This is a genomic window from Pseudomonas machongensis (genome assembly GCF_034961125.1).
GTDB lineage: Bacteria > Pseudomonadota > Gammaproteobacteria > Pseudomonadales > Pseudomonadaceae > Aquipseudomonas > Aquipseudomonas machongensis.
The window spans coordinates 67,210-82,357 of record NZ_JAYFUI010000188.1 but is presented as its reverse complement, the minus strand read 5'-3'; the positions used below and the strand labels follow the sequence as shown (position 1 = coordinate 82,357).

The following is a 15,148-nucleotide window of genomic DNA, read 5'->3' as shown; positions in this document are numbered from 1 at the left end:
GCCATTATAGGGCCACCATTTAGTCGAAAACTGAAACGTTTTTTCACGATTGGCGGCGACTGCTTCGCGGGCAAGCCCGCTCCCACAGGGGCAGCGCTGCCCCTTGAGCGTGGCGCCGACCCTGTGGGAGCGGGCTTGCCCGCGAATGAAGGCACCACCCACGCCGGATCAGCTCGCCGGCCGCACTTCCCTGATCAGGTACTCCAGCGAATACCCAAGCCTTGCCGCCAACGCACCGGCCCGTGCCCGCAACCCCTCCAGATCCAGCACCTGCTCCAGATCCGCCGGCACCAGCAGGATCACGTTGCCCTCCTTCACCGGCAGCTCCCAGTAATGCCGGTGATACAACCCACGCAACAAGGCCGCCCCCAACGGCCGACCATCGTCGCCCGCCCACTGGTTGATCACCAGCCAGCCTCCCGGATTGAGCTGCTGTTGGCACTGTTCCAGAAAGCCCCAGGCCAGATGGCCTACGCCCGGGCCATGATCGGTATAGAGATCGACGAAGATCAGGTCGGCCTTTTCAGCCGTGGGCAGCAGTTCCAGGGCATCGCCAACGCGCACGTACAAGCGCGGATCATCATCGAGCCCCATGTATTCCATGGCCAGACGCGGCACGTCCGGGCGCAGCTCGATGGCCTCGACATCCTCCAGCGGCAGGAACTTCAGGCAGGCCTGGGTCAGGGTACCGGCCCCCAGCCCCAGGAACAGTGCGCTCTCCGGCTGCGGATGGCAGAGTGCACCGACCAGCATCGCACGCGTGTAGTCGTACTCCAGCCAACTGGGGTCGGCGGTGAAGGTACAGCTCTGCTCGATGGCGTCACCGAATTCGAGGAAGCGATAATCCTCGACCTCGTACACACTGATGACCCCGTAGGCATCTTCCACCCGGGCCAGCAGCCGTTCTTCCCGCTCCGTCGCCATCGCCTGCCACCTGCACACACAAAAACCGGCATTGTCCGCCAATGCCTGCGGTGCAACAAGCGCGCTGCCAACTGTTAACATGGCAGGTACGCCTGAACCGACCACATCGAGCCCGTGATGAACCGACCCTGGACCCCCGACAGCTGGCGCGCCCTGCCGATCCAGCAACAACCGACCTACCCCGACGCCACTCACCTGCTCAAGGTCGAGCAGACCCTGGCCAGCTACCCGCCGCTGGTGTTCGCCGGCGAAGCCCGCGAGTTGCGCCGCCAGTTCGCCGAGGTCACCCAGGGCCGCGCCTTCCTGCTGCAAGGTGGCGACTGCGCCGAGAGTTTCGCCGAGTTCTCCGCCGCGAAGATCCGCGACACCTTCAAGGTGCTGCTGCAGATGGCCATCGTCATGACCTTCGCCGCTGGCTGTCCGGTGGTGAAGGTCGGGCGCATGGCCGGGCAGTTCGCCAAACCGCGCTCGGCCAACGACGAAACCATCGGCCAGGTCACCCTGCCCGCCTACCGCGGCGACATCGTCAATGGTATCGGCTTCGACGCCGCCAGCCGCGTCCCCGACCCTGAGCGCCTGCTGCAGGCGTACCACCAGGCCACCGCCAGCCTCAACCTGCTGCGCGCCTTCGCCCAAGGCGGCTTCGCCGACCTGCACCAGGTGCACAAGTGGAACCTGGATTTCATCGCCAACTCGGCGCTGGCCGACAAATACCATCAGCTTGCTGATCGCATCGACGAGACCCTGGCCTTCATGCGTGCCTGTGGCCTGGACAGCGCACCGCAACTGCGCGAGACCAGCTTCTTCACCGCCCACGAGGCGCTGCTGCTCAACTACGAGGAAGCCTTCGTACGCCGCGACAGCCTGACGGGGGACTACTACGACTGCTCGGCGCACATGCTGTGGATCGGCGACCGCACCCGCCAGCTCGACGGTGCCCACGTGGAGTTCCTGCGGGGCGTGCACAACCCGATCGGGGTCAAGGTCGGTCCAAGCATGAACACCGAAGATCTGATCCGCCTGATCGACGTGCTCAACCCGGACAACGACCCCGGCCGCCTGAACCTGATCGTGCGCATGGGGGCGAACAAGGTCGGCGATCACCTGCCCGGGCTGATCCGCGCCGTCGAGCGCGAGGGGCGCCAGGTGCTGTGGAGCTCCGACCCGATGCACGGCAACACCATCAAGGCCAGCAGTGGCTACAAGACCCGCGATTTCGCGCAGATCCTCGACGAAGTGCGGCAGTTCTTCCAGGTGCACCAGGCCGAAGGCAGCCACGCCGGGGGTATCCACATCGAGATGACCGGGCAGAATGTCACCGAATGCATCGGCGGCGCCCGGCCGATCACCGAAGATGGCCTGTCGGACCGCTACCACACCCATTGCGACCCACGGATGAACGCCGATCAATCACTGGAACTGGCATTCCTGATCGCCGAAACCCTCAAGCAGGTGCGTCGCTGAGGGCCTGACGCAACGGCCCTGCCGACTCGCGCGCGCAATCCAGGCGCACCCGCTCCAGGCCCAGCCAGCCCGCCAGCCGTTCCAGGCTGCGGGCCAGGGCCTGGAAGCCCTCCTCATCCAGCCCCTGAGCTTCCTCATGCACGGCATGTACCGCCAGCTCACCGCGTGCTCGCTCTGCACGCAGGTCCAGGCGCGCGGCGATACGGCCGTCGTGCAGGAACGGCAACACGTAGTAGCCATAAACCCGCTTGTGCGCCGGGGTGTAGATCTCCAAACGGTAGCGAAAGTCGAACAGCCGCTCGGTACGGGCGCGCTCCCAGACCAACGAATCGAACGGCGAAAGCAAGGCACTGGCCTCCACACGCCGGGGAATGCGCGGCGTGCCAGCACAGTACGCCGGCTGCTTCCAGCCCTGCACCGTGCAGTGTTGCAGGCGATCCTCGGCGAGCAGTTGCGCCAGGGCGGCCCGCGCCTGCGCAGGCGTGAGCCTGAAATAGTCGCGCAGGTCCTGCTCGGTCGCCACGCCCAAGGCCGTGGCGGCTTGCAGCAACAGTCCCTGCTGGGCTTCGCTGTCGGATAGCTCGGGCTGATCGAGGATCGCCGCTGGCAGCACGCGCTCCGGCAGGTCGTACAGGCGCTCGAACCCGCGGCGCCCGGCGACGGTGACCCGCCCGGCCGCGAACAGCCACTCCAGGGCATGCTTCTCCTCGCTCCAGTCCCACCATGGGCCGGCGCGCTCTTGCCGGGTCGACAGGCTCCCGGCGCCCAGGGCGCCCTGGTCGCGCACCGCAGCCAGCACGCGGGCAATGACATCCTGACGCTCGCGGCCGAACTGCGCCAACTGCCGGTAGATACCCTCGCCCTGTTGCGCGCGCGCCATGCGCCAACGCATCAGCGGATAGAGCGACAGCGGCAGCAAGGATGCCTCATGCCCCCAATACTCGAACAACTGGCGCTGACGCCCACGGCCCCAGGCCAACTGGTCGAGCGACTCGGTCGGGTAGTCCCCCAGGCGAGAGAACAGCGGCAGGTAGTGCGAGCGCACCAGCGCATTGACCGAATCGATCTGCACCACGCCCAGGCGCTGCAGCATGCGCTTGAGCGCAGCCGGCGTCGCGGCCTGGGGCTTACCGAAGCCCTGCGCAGACAGGGCCAGGCGTCGGGCCTGCTTGAGGGAAAGGCTGAAGGTCACGGCAACGGCTCCACGGCAAGTCGGCTCACAGTGTAGCGCCATGACCGTCTTTACCCAGCCTTTACCCTGCCCTGACCGCCCTTGACCTTGATCTCCCTAGACTGGGCTCATCCGGTAACCACCGGCCTCAGAAAGGAGAAACACCATGCGCAAGACCCTTATCGCCCTGATGTTCGCCGCAGCCCTGCCGACCGTAGCCATGGCCATGCCAGACGGCGGCCCACGCGGTGACGGCCCGCATCACCGCGGTGATGCGCCTTTCGCGCAGCTCGACCTGACCCGTGACCAGCGCCAGCAGATCGGCAAGTTGATGGGCGAGCAGATGAAGCAGCGCCGCGACGTCACCGAACGCTACCTGGCCAAGCTGCCGGCGGCGGACCAGAAAGCCATGCAGGACGAGATCAAGGCCGGTCACGACAAGACCCAGAGCCAGATCCGCGCCCTGCTCAAGCCAGAGCAACAGAAGCAGTTCGACGAACTGCAGAGCAAACGCGCGGCAGACAAGGCTGAATGGCAGCAGTTCCAGGCCTGGAAAGCTGAAAAAGCCGCCAAGGCCCAGTAAGCTGTCCGACCGGTGCCCGGCTCGCGTCAATGCGGGCCGGGCCTTTCTCGTGTGTGGGAGGTACTCGTCTTGCGTTCATTGTTCTGGCGCATCCTGGCCAGTTTCTGGCTGGCCATCGCCCTGGTTGCGGGCCTGTCGATCCTGCTTGGCCACATGCTCAACCAGGACGCCTGGATTCTCAGCCGCCACCCGGGCCTGAACACCCTGGCCAGCCGCTGGGTACAGCACTATGAACAGGAAGGCCTGGAGGCATCGCAGCGCTTTCTGGAACGACGCAAGCAGCGCTACAAGATCGACGTCCAGGTGCTCGACGACAGCGGCGATGCCGTGGTACCCGGAACCTTCCCGCGTCGCGCCGAAGATTTCGAGCGACGCCAGCACAACGACGAGCGGCGCCTGCCCTGGCGCCGCCTCACCGAGGAGTACACCAGCCCTGCCACGGGCGAAACCTACCTGCTGATCTACCGCATTCCCCACCCGGAGCTGATGGCCTGGCACCGTGAAAGCCTGATCTGGCCGCTCAGCGCCCTGGGAATCGCCCTGGTGGTGCTGACCTTGTTCAGCTTGCTGGTGACCCTCTCGATCACCCGCCCTCTCAGCCGCCTGCGCGGTGCGGTGCACGACCTGGGCCAGACCAGCTACCAGCAGAACAGCCTGGCGCGACTGGCGGTACGCCGCGACGAGTTCGGCGTCCTGGCCAACGACTTCAACAAGATGGGCGCCCGCCTGCAAAGTCTGATCGGCAGCCAGCGCCAATTGCTCCGTGACGTCTCCCACGAACTGCGCTCGCCGCTGGCGCGCCTGCGCATCGCCCTGGCCCTGGCCGAACGCGCCGAGCCCGAACAGCGCCAGGCCCTCTGGCCGCGCCTGACCCGCGAGTGCGACCGGCTGGAAGACCTGATCAGCGAAATTCTGGTGCTCGCCAGGGTCGATGCCGAGCAGGCACATGCCGAGCCCGTCGACCTCAACGCATTGCTCGGCAGCGTGCGCAAGGATGCCCAGCTCAGCGTGCCGGAACAGGAAGTACGCCTGGAGGCCGAGCCAGGGCTGACCCTGCAGGGCTGGCCAACCTTGCTGGAGCGGGCGGTAGACAACCTGGTGCGCAATGCGCTGCGCTTCAGCCCGGCAGGGCAGCCCATCGAGATTCGCGCCAGCCGCGAGCAGGAACACCTGCTGCTGAGCGTGCGCGACCACGGCCCCGGTGTGGCGCCAGAACACCTTGCGCAGCTGGGTGAGCCGTTCTTCCGCGCGCCGGGGCAGGACGCGCCGGGCCACGGGCTTGGCCTGGCGATCGCCCGGCGCGCGGCCGAGCGACATGGCGGGACGCTGGTGCTGGAGAATCATCCGCAGGGGGGCTTTGTCGCGCGGCTGGAGCTGCCGGTGGCCCAGGCAACGGCTTGAGCGTGCAAGAGCCGATGTGCCACGCGACTGGGCTGCGCAGCAGCCCAACACCCCCTCCGATCACTCGCCCCAGGCGCTGACGAACTCGGCCGTCTCCAGCACTGGCGGGGTACGCGGTTCATTGATCGGCGTGCCCAGGTACAAGTAACCGATCAGTTCTTCGTTCTCGGCCAGGCCCAGGCCTTTGTTCACATGGGCATCGAACGCCATGTCGCCGGTGCGCCACACCGCGCCGATCCCCTGGGCATGTGCAGCGATCAGAATGCCGTGGGCAGCGCAGCCTGCCGCCAGGCGCTGCTCCGACTTCGGCACCTTGAAGTGATCCTGCAGACGGGCAATGACCACGATCAGCAAGGGCGCGCGCAGCGGCATGGCCCGGGCCTTGTCCAGTGCCGCCTGGCTGGCATCGCCTTTGGCCTGCACGGCTTCGGCGAACAGCTCGCCGAGCTTTTCGCGCCCCTGCCCTTCGATGGTCAGAAAACGCCACGGGCGCAGCTGGCCGTGGTCCGGCGCACGCAACGCCGCCTGGAACAACCCCTCGCGTTGCGCGGCATTGGGCGCCGGTTCGGTCAGGCGTGGCACGGAAACACGGTTGAGCAATGCGTCGAGAGCCTCCATCGGCTACCCTCCTGGCAGAAGAAATGTGCCGCCATTCTAAAGGACCTCGCGTACATGTGGAGTCGACTTGCCGGCGATCGCGATCAAAAGTCCGTACCCCCACCGCCGGGCACACGTTTACATCCCGCGACCCACAGGTAGAATGGCGCCCTTTCCGTTTCGAGTCAGAGCAGATCACATGGCGTTGCCGACCTTAAGGATCATTGGTTTCATCATCGGCATCTTCCTGATCACCCTGGCGGTGAGCATGGTCGTGCCCATGGCGACCCTGCTGATCTTCGAGCGCACCGGCGACATGCCGTCGTTCCTCTGGTCGAGTCTGATCACCTTCATCGCAGGCCTGGCGATGGTCCTGCCGGGCCGCCCGGAACACGTGCACCTGCGCCCCCGCGACATGTACCTGCTGACCGTCAGCAGCTGGCTGGTGGTCTGCGTGTTCGCCGCCCTGCCCTTCCTGCTGACCCAGCACATCAGCTACACCGACGCCTTCTTCGAAAGCATGTCCGGCATCACCGCCACCGGCTCGACGGTGCTCAGCGGCCTGGACAACATGTCGCCGGGCATCCTCATGTGGCGCTCGATGCTGCACTGGCTCGGCGGTATCGGCTTCATCGGCATGGCGGTGGCGATCCTGCCGTTGCTGCGCATCGGTGGCATGCGCCTGTTCCAGACCGAGTCCTCGGACCGTTCGGAAAAGGTCATGCCGCGCTCGCATATGGTCGCCAAGTTCATCGTCGCGGTGTACGTCGGCATCACCGTACTCGGCAGCCTGGCGTTCTGGTGGGCGGGGATGAGCCCCTTCGACGCGATCAACCACGCCATGTCGGCGATTTCCACCGGCGGTTTCTCCACCTCCGACCTGTCGCTGGCCAAGTGGGACATTCCTGCGGTGCACTGGGTCGCGGTGGTGGTGATGATCCTTGGCAGCGTGCCCTTCACCCTTTACGTGGCCACCCGGCGCGGCAATCGCCGGGCGCTGATCCGCGACCAGCAGGTACAGGGGCTGCTCGGGTTGCTGGTCGCCACCTGGGTCGTGCTCGGCACCTGGTATTGGGCCACCACCGACCTGCACTGGCTCGACGCCTTCCGCCACGTGGCACTGAACGTCACCTCGGTGGTCACCACCACCGGATTCGCCCTGGGCGACTACAGCCTGTGGGGCAACTTCTCGCTGATGCTGTTCTTCTACCTGGGCTTCATCGGCGGCTGCTCCGGCTCGACCGCCGGTGGCATCAAGATTTTCCGCTTCCAGGTCGCTTACATCCTGCTCAAGGCCAGCCTCAACCAGCTGATCCACCCGCGCGCAGTGATCAAGCAGAAATACAATGGTCACCGCCTCGACGAAGAAATCGTGCGCTCGATCCTGACCTTCTCGTTCTTCTTCGCCGTGACCATCTGCGTCATCGCCCTGTTGCTGTCGCTGCTGGGCGTGGACTGGATGACCGCCCTGACCGGCGCGGCCAGTACCGTTTCCGGCGTGGGGCCAGGCCTGGGCGAGGTGATCGGCCCGGCCGGCAACTTCGCCAGCCTGCCGGATGCCGCCAAGTGGATTCTCGCTGGCGGCATGCTGCTCGGCCGCCTGGAGATCATCACGGTGCTGGTGTTGTGCATGCCTGCGTTCTGGCGTCACTGACCACTGACGCCTCCAGGCGCGCGCGGTACTCGCTGGGCGTGACGTCGAACCAGCGGCGGAAGGCCCGGTAGAAATTGCTCGGATCGGCAAAACCCAGCAGATAAGCGGTTTCCAGCAGGGTCATGCCTGGCTGCGCCAGGTATTGCTCGGCGAGCTCGCGCCGGGTGTCGTCCAGCAGGGTCTGGAAACTGGTGCCTTCCTCCTGCAAGCGCCGCTGCAGCGTGCGCTGGGACAGGTGCAAGGCCTGGGCCACGGTTTCGCGCTTGGGTTCGCCCTGGGGCAGGATACGGCACAGGGTCTGGCGCACCCGATGGGTGACGCGACTTTCCGAGAAGCGCGCCAGGTATTCGCCCGCAAAACGGTCATGGAGAATTGCCATCGCTTCGTTGGCGGTGGGCAACGGCGCTTCCATGTCGGCTCGCTCGAGCACCAGCGCATCGTGGGGCGCCCCAAACACCAGTGGCGCGCGGAACGCGACCCGATAAGGCTCGACATTCCTGGGTTGAGGCCCCTGGATCATCACCCGGCGCGGCTGTACCGGACGACCACTGAGCCAACTGCACAGCGACAGTGCGCAGGCCAGCGAGGCTTCCGAGCTGTGCCGGGTCGGCGGCAGGTGATCACCGTGAACGGTAAGAATCAGCGAATAGCCCTCAGGCCCGAGACGAAAACTCAGGTCGGAGCTTTCGGCGATGATCCGCTGATAACGCACCAGCCGCTCGAAACCTTCGGCCAGCGTACGGCTGGACATCAGCGCATAGCCGACCACGTGGAAGGACGCCGGCCGCACCACTCGCGCCATGTTCAGGCCAATGGCCTCGTTTCCCGACAGCTCCACCGCCAACTGCCAGAGGCGGGTCATGGCGTCCTGAGGGAAGCGCGCATCCGGATCATCGAGGGCGGCGAAGTCCAACCCGAGTTGCTTGAACATGGCACGACAGTCGAGCCCTTCCAGCTCGAGCGCCTTGACGATCCCTGATGCCCAGCTGGCTGACGTGGTTCTTTCACTCATGACAGGCTTCTTGTGCTGACCGCTCCAGCGGTGAATCGAAAGGATATTCAATTGGCGCCAATTGTCACTGGTAGCCACTCCCAGTGACTCTAGACTCGAAACAGGCTCCACGCCGTGTATCCTGAACAAAAACGCACCTGCGGGAACACAGCCCATGAACAGCACAGCGCAGTTTCGCAGTTTTGCCGAATTCTACCCCTACTACCTTGGCGAACACGCCAACCCCACCTGCCGACGCCTGCACTTCGTCGGCACCAGCCTGGTCATCGCCCTGCTGGCCTACACCATTGGCAGCGGCAACTGGCTGCTATTGCTGGCCATACCGTTTGCCGGGTACGGCTTCGCCTGGGTCGGACACTTCTTTTTCGAGAAGAACCGACCGGCCACCTTCACGTATCCGCTGTATAGCCTGATTGGTGATTTCGCGATGTTCCGCGATATCCTGCGAGGCAAGATCAGTCTTTGAGAGGCCTGCGGCCGCGCCGCATTACGCTGGCTCGCGCAAAGCCGCAACGCGCTCGGTCTCCCGCGCCTGGGCATCGGCCAGACGGTACAGCTCGATGTGGCCGTCCCAGTGCTCGATCAACGCCGTGCACGATTCGACCCAGTCACCGCAGTTGAGGTACTCGACCTCGCCCACCTTGCGGATCTCGGCGTGGTGAATATGCCCACACACCACGCCCTGGAACCCGCGGCGTGTACACTCATGGGCAATCGCATCCTCGAAGTCGCTGATGAAATTCACCGCACCCTTGACCTTGTGCTTGAGGTAAGCCGACAACGACCAGTAGCCATACCCATAGCGGGCACGCCAATGGTTGAGCCAACGATTGAGCACCAGGGTGAATTCATAAGCACGGTCGCCCAGAAATGCCAACCAGCGGTGATAGCGGGTGATCACATCGAACTGGTCACCGTGCACCACCAGCAGGCGCCGACCATCGGCGGTAAGGTGCTCGGCCTCGTCGACCAGTTGGATATTGCCCAGGATCAGCTTCGAATAACGGCGCAGGAACTCGTCGTGGTTGCCGGTGACGTAGATCACCTCGGTACCGCGCTTGCTCATGGTCAACAGGCGACGAATCACATTGGTATGGGCTTGCGGCCAATAGATACCGCTACGCAGCTTCCAGCCGTCGATGATGTCGCCGACCAGGTAGACGCGGTCGGCCTGGTAGCCCTTGAGAAACTGCGACAAGTGCTCGGCCTGACAATCCCGGGTGCCCAGGTGCACATCGGAGATCCACAGGGTGCGCACCCGCTGCTTGCGTGACGGACGGACAAGTTCGGCATGTGTCATGGGGCGGCCTCCGGCGCTGTTTGCAGGAGACTGGCAGGTGCGCATGACAGATCGGTGGCAGTCGTGTGACGAGTGGTCGGGCGCGGATTGCGCATTGTTTACCTTTCGCGGCTAAAACCGCTCCCCCTGCGCGGCACTGCGATACACTGCTCCCCCGCCCCAAGGATGCTCCCATGGTCGGTCCGATCCTGTCCCTGCGCCATTACCGCGACGAGTTGCTCGCCCACAGCCACGAACACCCGCAACTGGTGTTCGGCCTGCGTGGGCACCTCGATTTCGAGGTACAGGGCCGAGGCACGCGCATCGATCGCCAGGGGCTCATCGTGGTCCCCGCCGGTTTTCACCACACCTGCGCCAGCGACGCGGGCAGCCACTGCCTGGTGCTGGATATTCCAGGCGAACACTGGCTGCGCGAACAGATGGGCGGCCACGCCGAGGCCAGCCACCGCCTGCTCGAACGCCCAGCGGCGCTGCTGCTCGACGGCCGCCAGCAGCAATTGGTGGACTGGCTCGCAGCGAGCGCGGTGGACGATCCGCTGATCAGCCGCCAAGGTGCACTCCTGCTGCTGGCCAGCCTGAACACCGCCGCCGCCCCCACCACCCCCAGCAAACGCCTGCCCTACGCAGCCTTCGATGCGCATATCGAGCGTCATGCCGCACACCCTCTGCAAGTCGCCGACCTGGCAAGGCTGGCCGGTTTGTCAGGTGCTCGCCTGCACGCACGCTTCATCGAGGAATGCGGCATGACACCGATGGACTACATCCGCCAGCGGCGTTTGTTCAAGGCGCGGCAACTGATCGTCCTTACCTCGCTGCCGATGGGCGAAATCGCCGCACAGGTGGGTTACAGCTCGCAGAGTGCATTTTCGGCGGCGATATTGCGGGCGTTCGGCCTTACGCCGCTGGCGCTGCGACGAGAGTCTGGCGACAACTGACGCCAGGATGGCGACAGAATCTGTTTTCCCCGGGCTCTACACTGTGCCTGTGCCAGCCTGTGGGTACGGTCTACCCGCGCAAGTGCCAGCAAAGACCTCGAGCAAGGACTCACCATGAACCACCGTACTGCCCTCGGCGCCCTGCACATCGGCGCGCTGTTCTTCGGCCTCACCGGCGTCTTCGGCAAACTGGCCGCCAGTGCCACGCCCTCGATCATCGTCTTTGGCCGCGCACTCTTCGCGGTGCTCGCCCTGGCCCTGTTCGCCGGCCTCGCCCGCAAGGGCTGGCAGCGACTCAGGGCTCAGGACCTGGGGCGCCTGCTGCTTGGCGGCATATTGCTGGCCGGGCACTGGGTGAGCTTCTTCATCGCCGTGCGGGTCGGCGGCGTTGCCATCGCCACCCTCGGCTTTGCCAGCTTTCCAGCGTTCACCGTGATCCTCGAAGGCGTGCTGTTCCGCGAGCGCATCCGTCGCAACGAAGCCCTGCTGGTACTGCTGGTAAGCATCGGCCTGGTGCTGGTCACCCCGGCGTTCAACCTGGCCAGCGAGGCCACGGGCGGCCTGCTCTGGGCCTTGCTTTCGGGCCTGCTGTTCTCGCTGCTGTCGCTGACCAATCGAGCCGGCTCCGGCCGCGTGCCTGCGGTACAGGCTGCGCTGTGCCAGAACCTGGTGGTCGGTGTGTGCCTCCTGCCCTTCGCCTTGCCGGGGCTCGGCGCGGTGAAGCCCATGGACTGGCTATGGATCGCCCTGCTCGGCATCTTCTGCACCGGGGTAGCGCACAGCCTGTTCGTCGCCAGCCTGGCAGTGATCAAGGCCCGCACCGCCTCGGTGGTGTTCGGCATGGAGCCGGTCTACGGTATCGCCGTGGCCTGGATGGTGTTCGCCGAGACGCCTACCCTGCGCATGCTCGCTGGCGGGGCGCTGATCATCTTTGCCATCGTGCTGTCCAGCCGCCTGTCTGCCGAGCCACCGCCAAGGAGGGAACGCCTGGCCGAAGGCGCATGATCAACGGTCGTTGTGGCCCAGGTCTCGCTGCGGGTCGATCTGGTCACGCACCCGCTGCTTGAGCACCTTGGCCTCGGGGAAGCCACCATCGAGCTTGCGCTCCCAGATCTGCGCGCCGTTGCAGGTGATGCGAAACACCCCACCGGTGCCCGGCTCCAGGGCCACTCGCGCAAGATCGTCGGCAAAGGTGCTGAGCAGCTCCTGAGCCAGCCAGGCAGCACGCAGCAGCCATTGGCACTGCGTGCAATACGTGATGACAACTTCTGGCTTGGTATCGGCCATGTGGAGACAGTTCCTGGTGAGTGAGCCGCTTATACTAGCGGTCTTTGCCCATCGCGTTGAGACTCACGATGCATCATCTGCTGTTATGCCTGTTGCTGGCGCTCACCTCGTTCACCGCCCTGGCCGTGGAGCCGCCTCGGCCCAAGGTCGGCCTGGTGCTGTCGGGGGGTGCTGCCCGCGGCCTTGCGCATATCGGCGTGCTCAAGGCCCTGGAAGAACAGGGCGTGCACATCGACGCCATCGCCGGGACCAGCATGGGTGCGGTGGTTGGCGGCCTGTATGCCTCCGGCTACAGCATCGAGGAGCTCGAACACCTGGCCCGTACCCTCGACTGGCAGCAGGCACTTTCCGACGCTCCGCCGCGCAAGGATGTGCCGTTTCGCCGCAAGCAGGACGACCGCGATTTCCTGGTCAAGCAGAAGCTGAGCTTTCGCGATGACGGCAGCCTTGGCTTGCCGCTGGGGGTGATACAGGGCCAGAACCTGTCATTGCTGCTGGAAAGCAAGCTGGCCCACACCGCTGACATTCGTGACTTCGACAAACTGCCGATCCCGTTCCGCGCCGTTGCCACCGACATCGCCAGCGGTGAGAAGGTGGTGTTCCGCCGTGGTCACCTGCCTCAGGTGGTGCGCGCCAGCATGTCGATTCCGGCAGTGTTCGCCCCGGTCGAGCTCGACGGGCGCCTGCTGGTGGACGGTGGCATGGTCGACAACATCCCGCTGGATGTGGTGCGCGAAATGGGCGTGGACATGGCCATCGTCGTCGATATCGGCACCCCGCTGCGCAGTCGCAAGCAACTGGCCACGGTCGTGGACGTGCTCAACCAGTCGATCACCCTGATGACCCGGCGCAACTCCGAAGAACAACTGGCCAGCCTGCACCGCGACGACATCCTGGTACAGCCAGCACTGGCAGCCTTTGGCGTGACCGACTTCGGCCGTGCCCAGGACATGATCGACGCCGGCTACCGCGCCACCCGCGCCCTCGACGCACGCCTGGCGGTGCTGCGCCAGGCAGGCGGCGACAGCCAGTTGGCCGTGGCACGCTCTGCGCAACAGCGCACGCCCATCATCACGGCGATCAAGGTGGAGAACGATTCAAAGGTCAGCGATGACGTGATCCGCTACTACATCCGCCAGCCCCTGGGCGAGCCGCTGGAGCTGGAGCGCCTGCAAACCGATATGGGTACCCTCTACGGCCTGGACTACTTCGACCGGGTGCAGTACCGCGTGGTGCACAAGGGCGAGGAGAACACGCTGGTGATCAACGCCCGGGGTAAACGCGGCGGTACCGACTACCTGCGCCTGGGCCTGAACCTGTCCGATGACATGCGCGGCGACAGCGCCTTCAATCTGGGTGCCAGCTATCGGATGAACGGCATCAATCGCCTGGGCGCCGAATGGCTGACCCGGGCACAGATCGGCGATCAGCAGGAGCTCTACAGCGAGTTCTACCAGCCGCTGGACGTCGGCTCGCGCTACTTCGTCGCCCCGTACCTGTCGCTCGGCTCGCAGAACATCGAAGCGACCCTGGACAACGACCCGGTGGCCGAGTACCGCCTGGAACGCTACGGCTTTGGTCTGAACCTGGGTCGACAGATCGGCACCTACGGGGAAGTACGCCTGGGCGTAGGCAAGGCCTGGGGTGAAGCTGAAGTGCGCATCGGCGACCAGGACCTGCCAAAGGTCAGCTTCAATGAAGGCTTCTACGAACTGAAATACTCCTTCGACACCCTCGACAACGTGTACTTCCCCCACAGCGGCGAAGACATCGGCCTGACCTTGCGCAAGTACGACCGCTCGCTGGACTCGGACAGCGACTACCGACAGTGGCAGTTCAACATCGACAAGGCGTTGAGCTACGGGCCGAACACCTGGGTATTCGGCGGCCGCTATGGCCGCACCCTGGACGATACCGAGGTGGTGACCTCCAGCTTCGTGCTTGGCGGCGCTCGGCAGCTATCGGGCTTTCGCCAGGACTCGGTGTCGGGGCAGAACATCAGCCTGATGCGCGTGGTCTACTACCGTCGCCTGACACCGCGCGCCTACCTGCCGCTGGACTTCCCGCTGTACCTGGGCGGATCGCTGGAGCGTGGCCGCGCCTGGAACAACGACAACGAGTTCGACAGTGGCTATATCAACGCCGCGAGCATCTTCCTCGGGCTGGACACGCCGCTTGGGCCGCTGAACATCAGTTATGGCGCCAACACCGAGCACCAGAAGGCGGTGTACCTGAATCTGGGACACACCTTCTAGAGCGTACGAAGGCGCGACATAAAAAAACGGATAGGGCGTGAGCCACTATCCGTTTTCTTGTACCGCCAAGCGTGGTGCGGGGGTCAGGACTTCTCGAGATTGCCAAGAATTTTCGCGTGCACACGCATGCACACCTCCAGATCCGCCTCATCGACGCCCGTGAAGAGTTCGGCGCGCAGGGCATTGGCAATGGTTTCGATCTGATCGATGAGCGGTTTTGCAGGTGGGCACAGCAGGATTTTCTTGGCGCGCCGATCTTCCATGACCGCTTGGCGCCGTACCAGCCCCTGACTTTCCAGGCTGTCGAGCAGACGCGCCAGGGTCGGGCCCTCGACGCCGACACTCTGCGCCAGCTCACGCTGGGTCGGCGACTCGTCGAAACGGGCCAGGTGCAACAGCACCAGCCAGCGGGCCTGGGACAGGTTCAGCCCGGCCAGGCGGCGGTCCAGTTCGGCACGCCAGCCCCGGGACATCTGGGCCAGCTGCATGCCGAAGCGGTGTTGGTTGTCGGTCAGGGGCATAAGCAACTCGATCGATAGAACTAATTATTAGTCAGCTAATCATG

Annotated in this window: 15 protein-coding genes; 8 read left to right on the top strand and 7 right to left on the bottom strand. The window is 64.9% G+C overall.

What is annotated here, in order from left to right:
* Window positions 1-168 precede the first annotated feature (168 nt).
* Window positions 169-924, bottom strand: a complete 756-nt coding sequence (locus VA602_RS22050) for a spermidine synthase (RefSeq protein ID WP_323454343.1) — start codon at window positions 922-924, stop codon at window positions 169-171.
* Between the two features lie 117 nt (window positions 925-1,041).
* Between VA602_RS22050 and VA602_RS22045 the strand changes: the two genes are divergently transcribed.
* Window positions 1,042-2,388: a class II 3-deoxy-7-phosphoheptulonate synthase gene (locus tag VA602_RS22045; protein ID WP_151924189.1), complete on the top strand. Its 1,347-nt coding sequence runs from the start codon at window positions 1,042-1,044 to the stop codon at window positions 2,386-2,388.
* On the opposite strand, the gene VA602_RS22040 is transcribed toward VA602_RS22045, so the two are convergent.
* Complete coding sequence (locus tag VA602_RS22040; protein WP_407682530.1) at window positions 2,369-3,622, bottom strand: winged helix-turn-helix domain-containing protein; 1,254 nt, start codon at window positions 3,620-3,622, stop codon at window positions 2,369-2,371. The two genes, VA602_RS22045 and VA602_RS22040, sit on opposite strands and share 20 nt — an antisense overlap.
* Before the next feature lie 103 nt (window positions 3,623-3,725).
* Here VA602_RS22040 and VA602_RS22035 point away from each other — a divergent pair, with 103 nt between their 5' ends.
* Window positions 3,726-4,142 (top strand): Spy/CpxP family protein refolding chaperone, encoded by a 417-nt coding sequence (locus VA602_RS22035; protein WP_054893255.1) that lies wholly within the window; start codon window positions 3,726-3,728, stop codon window positions 4,140-4,142.
* Between the two features lie 69 nt (window positions 4,143-4,211).
* On the top strand, window positions 4,212-5,543 hold the full coding sequence (locus VA602_RS22030) for a sensor histidine kinase (RefSeq protein ID WP_063543796.1): 1,332 nt from the start codon (window positions 4,212-4,214) through the stop codon (window positions 5,541-5,543).
* A 60-nt stretch (window positions 5,544-5,603) separates the two neighbouring features.
* Here VA602_RS22030 and VA602_RS22025 read toward each other — a convergent pair whose 3' ends face one another.
* Complete coding sequence (locus VA602_RS22025) at window positions 5,604-6,161, bottom strand: NAD(P)H nitroreductase (protein WP_054893256.1); 558 nt, start codon at window positions 6,159-6,161, stop codon at window positions 5,604-5,606.
* A gap of 178 nt (window positions 6,162-6,339) precedes the next feature.
* Here VA602_RS22025 and VA602_RS22020 point away from each other — a divergent pair, with 178 nt between their 5' ends.
* A complete protein-coding gene (locus tag VA602_RS22020; protein ID WP_323454341.1) occupies window positions 6,340-7,794 on the top strand; it encodes a TrkH family potassium uptake protein in 1,455 nt (484 codons plus the stop codon).
* Here the strand turns inward: VA602_RS22020 and VA602_RS22015 are convergent.
* Window positions 7,751-8,806 carry an AraC family transcriptional regulator gene (locus tag VA602_RS22015; RefSeq protein WP_323454340.1) on the bottom strand — a complete coding sequence of 352 codons (1,056 nt, stop codon included), beginning with the start codon at window positions 8,804-8,806 and terminating at the stop codon, window positions 7,751-7,753. The genes VA602_RS22020 and VA602_RS22015 overlap by 44 nt on opposite strands.
* A gap of 154 nt (window positions 8,807-8,960) precedes the next feature.
* On the opposite strand from VA602_RS22015, the gene VA602_RS22010 reads away from it, so the two are divergent.
* Window positions 8,961-9,272, top strand: coding sequence for a DUF962 domain-containing protein (locus VA602_RS22010; RefSeq protein ID WP_054893259.1), 312 nt, complete (start codon window positions 8,961-8,963; stop codon window positions 9,270-9,272).
* Window positions 9,273-9,293: 21 nt separating this feature from the next.
* Here VA602_RS22010 and VA602_RS22005 read toward each other — a convergent pair whose 3' ends face one another.
* Window positions 9,294-10,106: a UDP-2,3-diacylglucosamine diphosphatase gene (locus VA602_RS22005; protein WP_125930451.1), complete on the bottom strand. Its 813-nt coding sequence runs from the start codon at window positions 10,104-10,106 to the stop codon at window positions 9,294-9,296.
* A 173-nt stretch (window positions 10,107-10,279) separates the two neighbouring features.
* On the opposite strand from VA602_RS22005, the gene VA602_RS22000 reads away from it, so the two are divergent.
* Window positions 10,280-11,041: a helix-turn-helix transcriptional regulator gene (locus VA602_RS22000; RefSeq protein ID WP_323454339.1), complete on the top strand. Its 762-nt coding sequence runs from the start codon at window positions 10,280-10,282 to the stop codon at window positions 11,039-11,041.
* A gap of 114 nt (window positions 11,042-11,155) precedes the next feature.
* Window positions 11,156-12,046: a DMT family transporter gene (locus VA602_RS21995; RefSeq protein ID WP_063543788.1), complete on the top strand. Its 891-nt coding sequence runs from the start codon at window positions 11,156-11,158 to the stop codon at window positions 12,044-12,046.
* Here the strand turns inward: VA602_RS21995 and VA602_RS21990 are convergent, their stop codons facing one another.
* Window positions 12,047-12,328: a SelT/SelW/SelH family protein gene (locus tag VA602_RS21990; protein WP_323454338.1), complete on the bottom strand. Its 282-nt coding sequence runs from the start codon at window positions 12,326-12,328 to the stop codon at window positions 12,047-12,049.
* A 68-nt stretch (window positions 12,329-12,396) separates the two neighbouring features.
* Between VA602_RS21990 and VA602_RS21985 the strand changes: the two genes are divergently transcribed.
* A complete protein-coding gene (locus VA602_RS21985; RefSeq protein WP_063543784.1) occupies window positions 12,397-14,583 on the top strand; it encodes a patatin-like phospholipase family protein in 2,187 nt (728 codons plus the stop codon).
* Between the two features lie 83 nt (window positions 14,584-14,666).
* On the opposite strand, the gene VA602_RS21980 is transcribed toward VA602_RS21985, so the two are convergent.
* Window positions 14,667-15,104 (bottom strand): MarR family transcriptional regulator, encoded by a 438-nt coding sequence (locus VA602_RS21980; RefSeq protein ID WP_054893265.1) that lies wholly within the window; start codon window positions 15,102-15,104, stop codon window positions 14,667-14,669.
* Window positions 15,105-15,148 lie beyond the last annotated feature (44 nt).

Excerpts from the sequence above, each read along its gene's own strand:
- VA602_RS22050 (WP_323454343.1), bottom strand. The coding sequence starts at position 924 with ATGGCGACGGAGCGGGAAGAACGGCTGCTGGCCCGGGTGGAAGATGCC.
- VA602_RS22045 (WP_151924189.1), top strand. The coding sequence starts at position 1,042 with ATGAACCGACCCTGGACCCCCGACAGCTGGCGCGCCCTGCCGATCCAG.
- VA602_RS22040 (WP_407682530.1), bottom strand. The coding sequence starts at position 3,622 with ATGGCGCTACACTGTGAGCCGACTTGCCGTGGAGCCGTTGCCGTGACC.
- VA602_RS22035 (WP_054893255.1), top strand. The coding sequence starts at position 3,726 with ATGCGCAAGACCCTTATCGCCCTGATGTTCGCCGCAGCCCTGCCGACC.
- VA602_RS22025 (WP_054893256.1), bottom strand. The coding sequence starts at position 6,161 with ATGGAGGCTCTCGACGCATTGCTCAACCGTGTTTCCGTGCCACGCCTG.
- VA602_RS22020 (WP_323454341.1), top strand. The coding sequence starts at position 6,340 with ATGGCGTTGCCGACCTTAAGGATCATTGGTTTCATCATCGGCATCTTC.
- VA602_RS22015 (WP_323454340.1), bottom strand. The coding sequence starts at position 8,806 with ATGAGTGAAAGAACCACGTCAGCCAGCTGGGCATCAGGGATCGTCAAG.
- VA602_RS22010 (WP_054893259.1), top strand. The coding sequence starts at position 8,961 with ATGAACAGCACAGCGCAGTTTCGCAGTTTTGCCGAATTCTACCCCTAC.
- VA602_RS22005 (WP_125930451.1), bottom strand. The coding sequence starts at position 10,106 with ATGACACATGCCGAACTTGTCCGTCCGTCACGCAAGCAGCGGGTGCGC.
- VA602_RS22000 (WP_323454339.1), top strand. The coding sequence starts at position 10,280 with ATGGTCGGTCCGATCCTGTCCCTGCGCCATTACCGCGACGAGTTGCTC.
- VA602_RS21995 (WP_063543788.1), top strand. The coding sequence starts at position 11,156 with ATGAACCACCGTACTGCCCTCGGCGCCCTGCACATCGGCGCGCTGTTC.
- VA602_RS21990 (WP_323454338.1), bottom strand. The coding sequence starts at position 12,328 with ATGGCCGATACCAAGCCAGAAGTTGTCATCACGTATTGCACGCAGTGC.
- VA602_RS21985 (WP_063543784.1), top strand. The coding sequence starts at position 12,397 with ATGCATCATCTGCTGTTATGCCTGTTGCTGGCGCTCACCTCGTTCACC.
- VA602_RS21980 (WP_054893265.1), bottom strand. The coding sequence starts at position 15,104 with ATGCCCCTGACCGACAACCAACACCGCTTCGGCATGCAGCTGGCCCAG.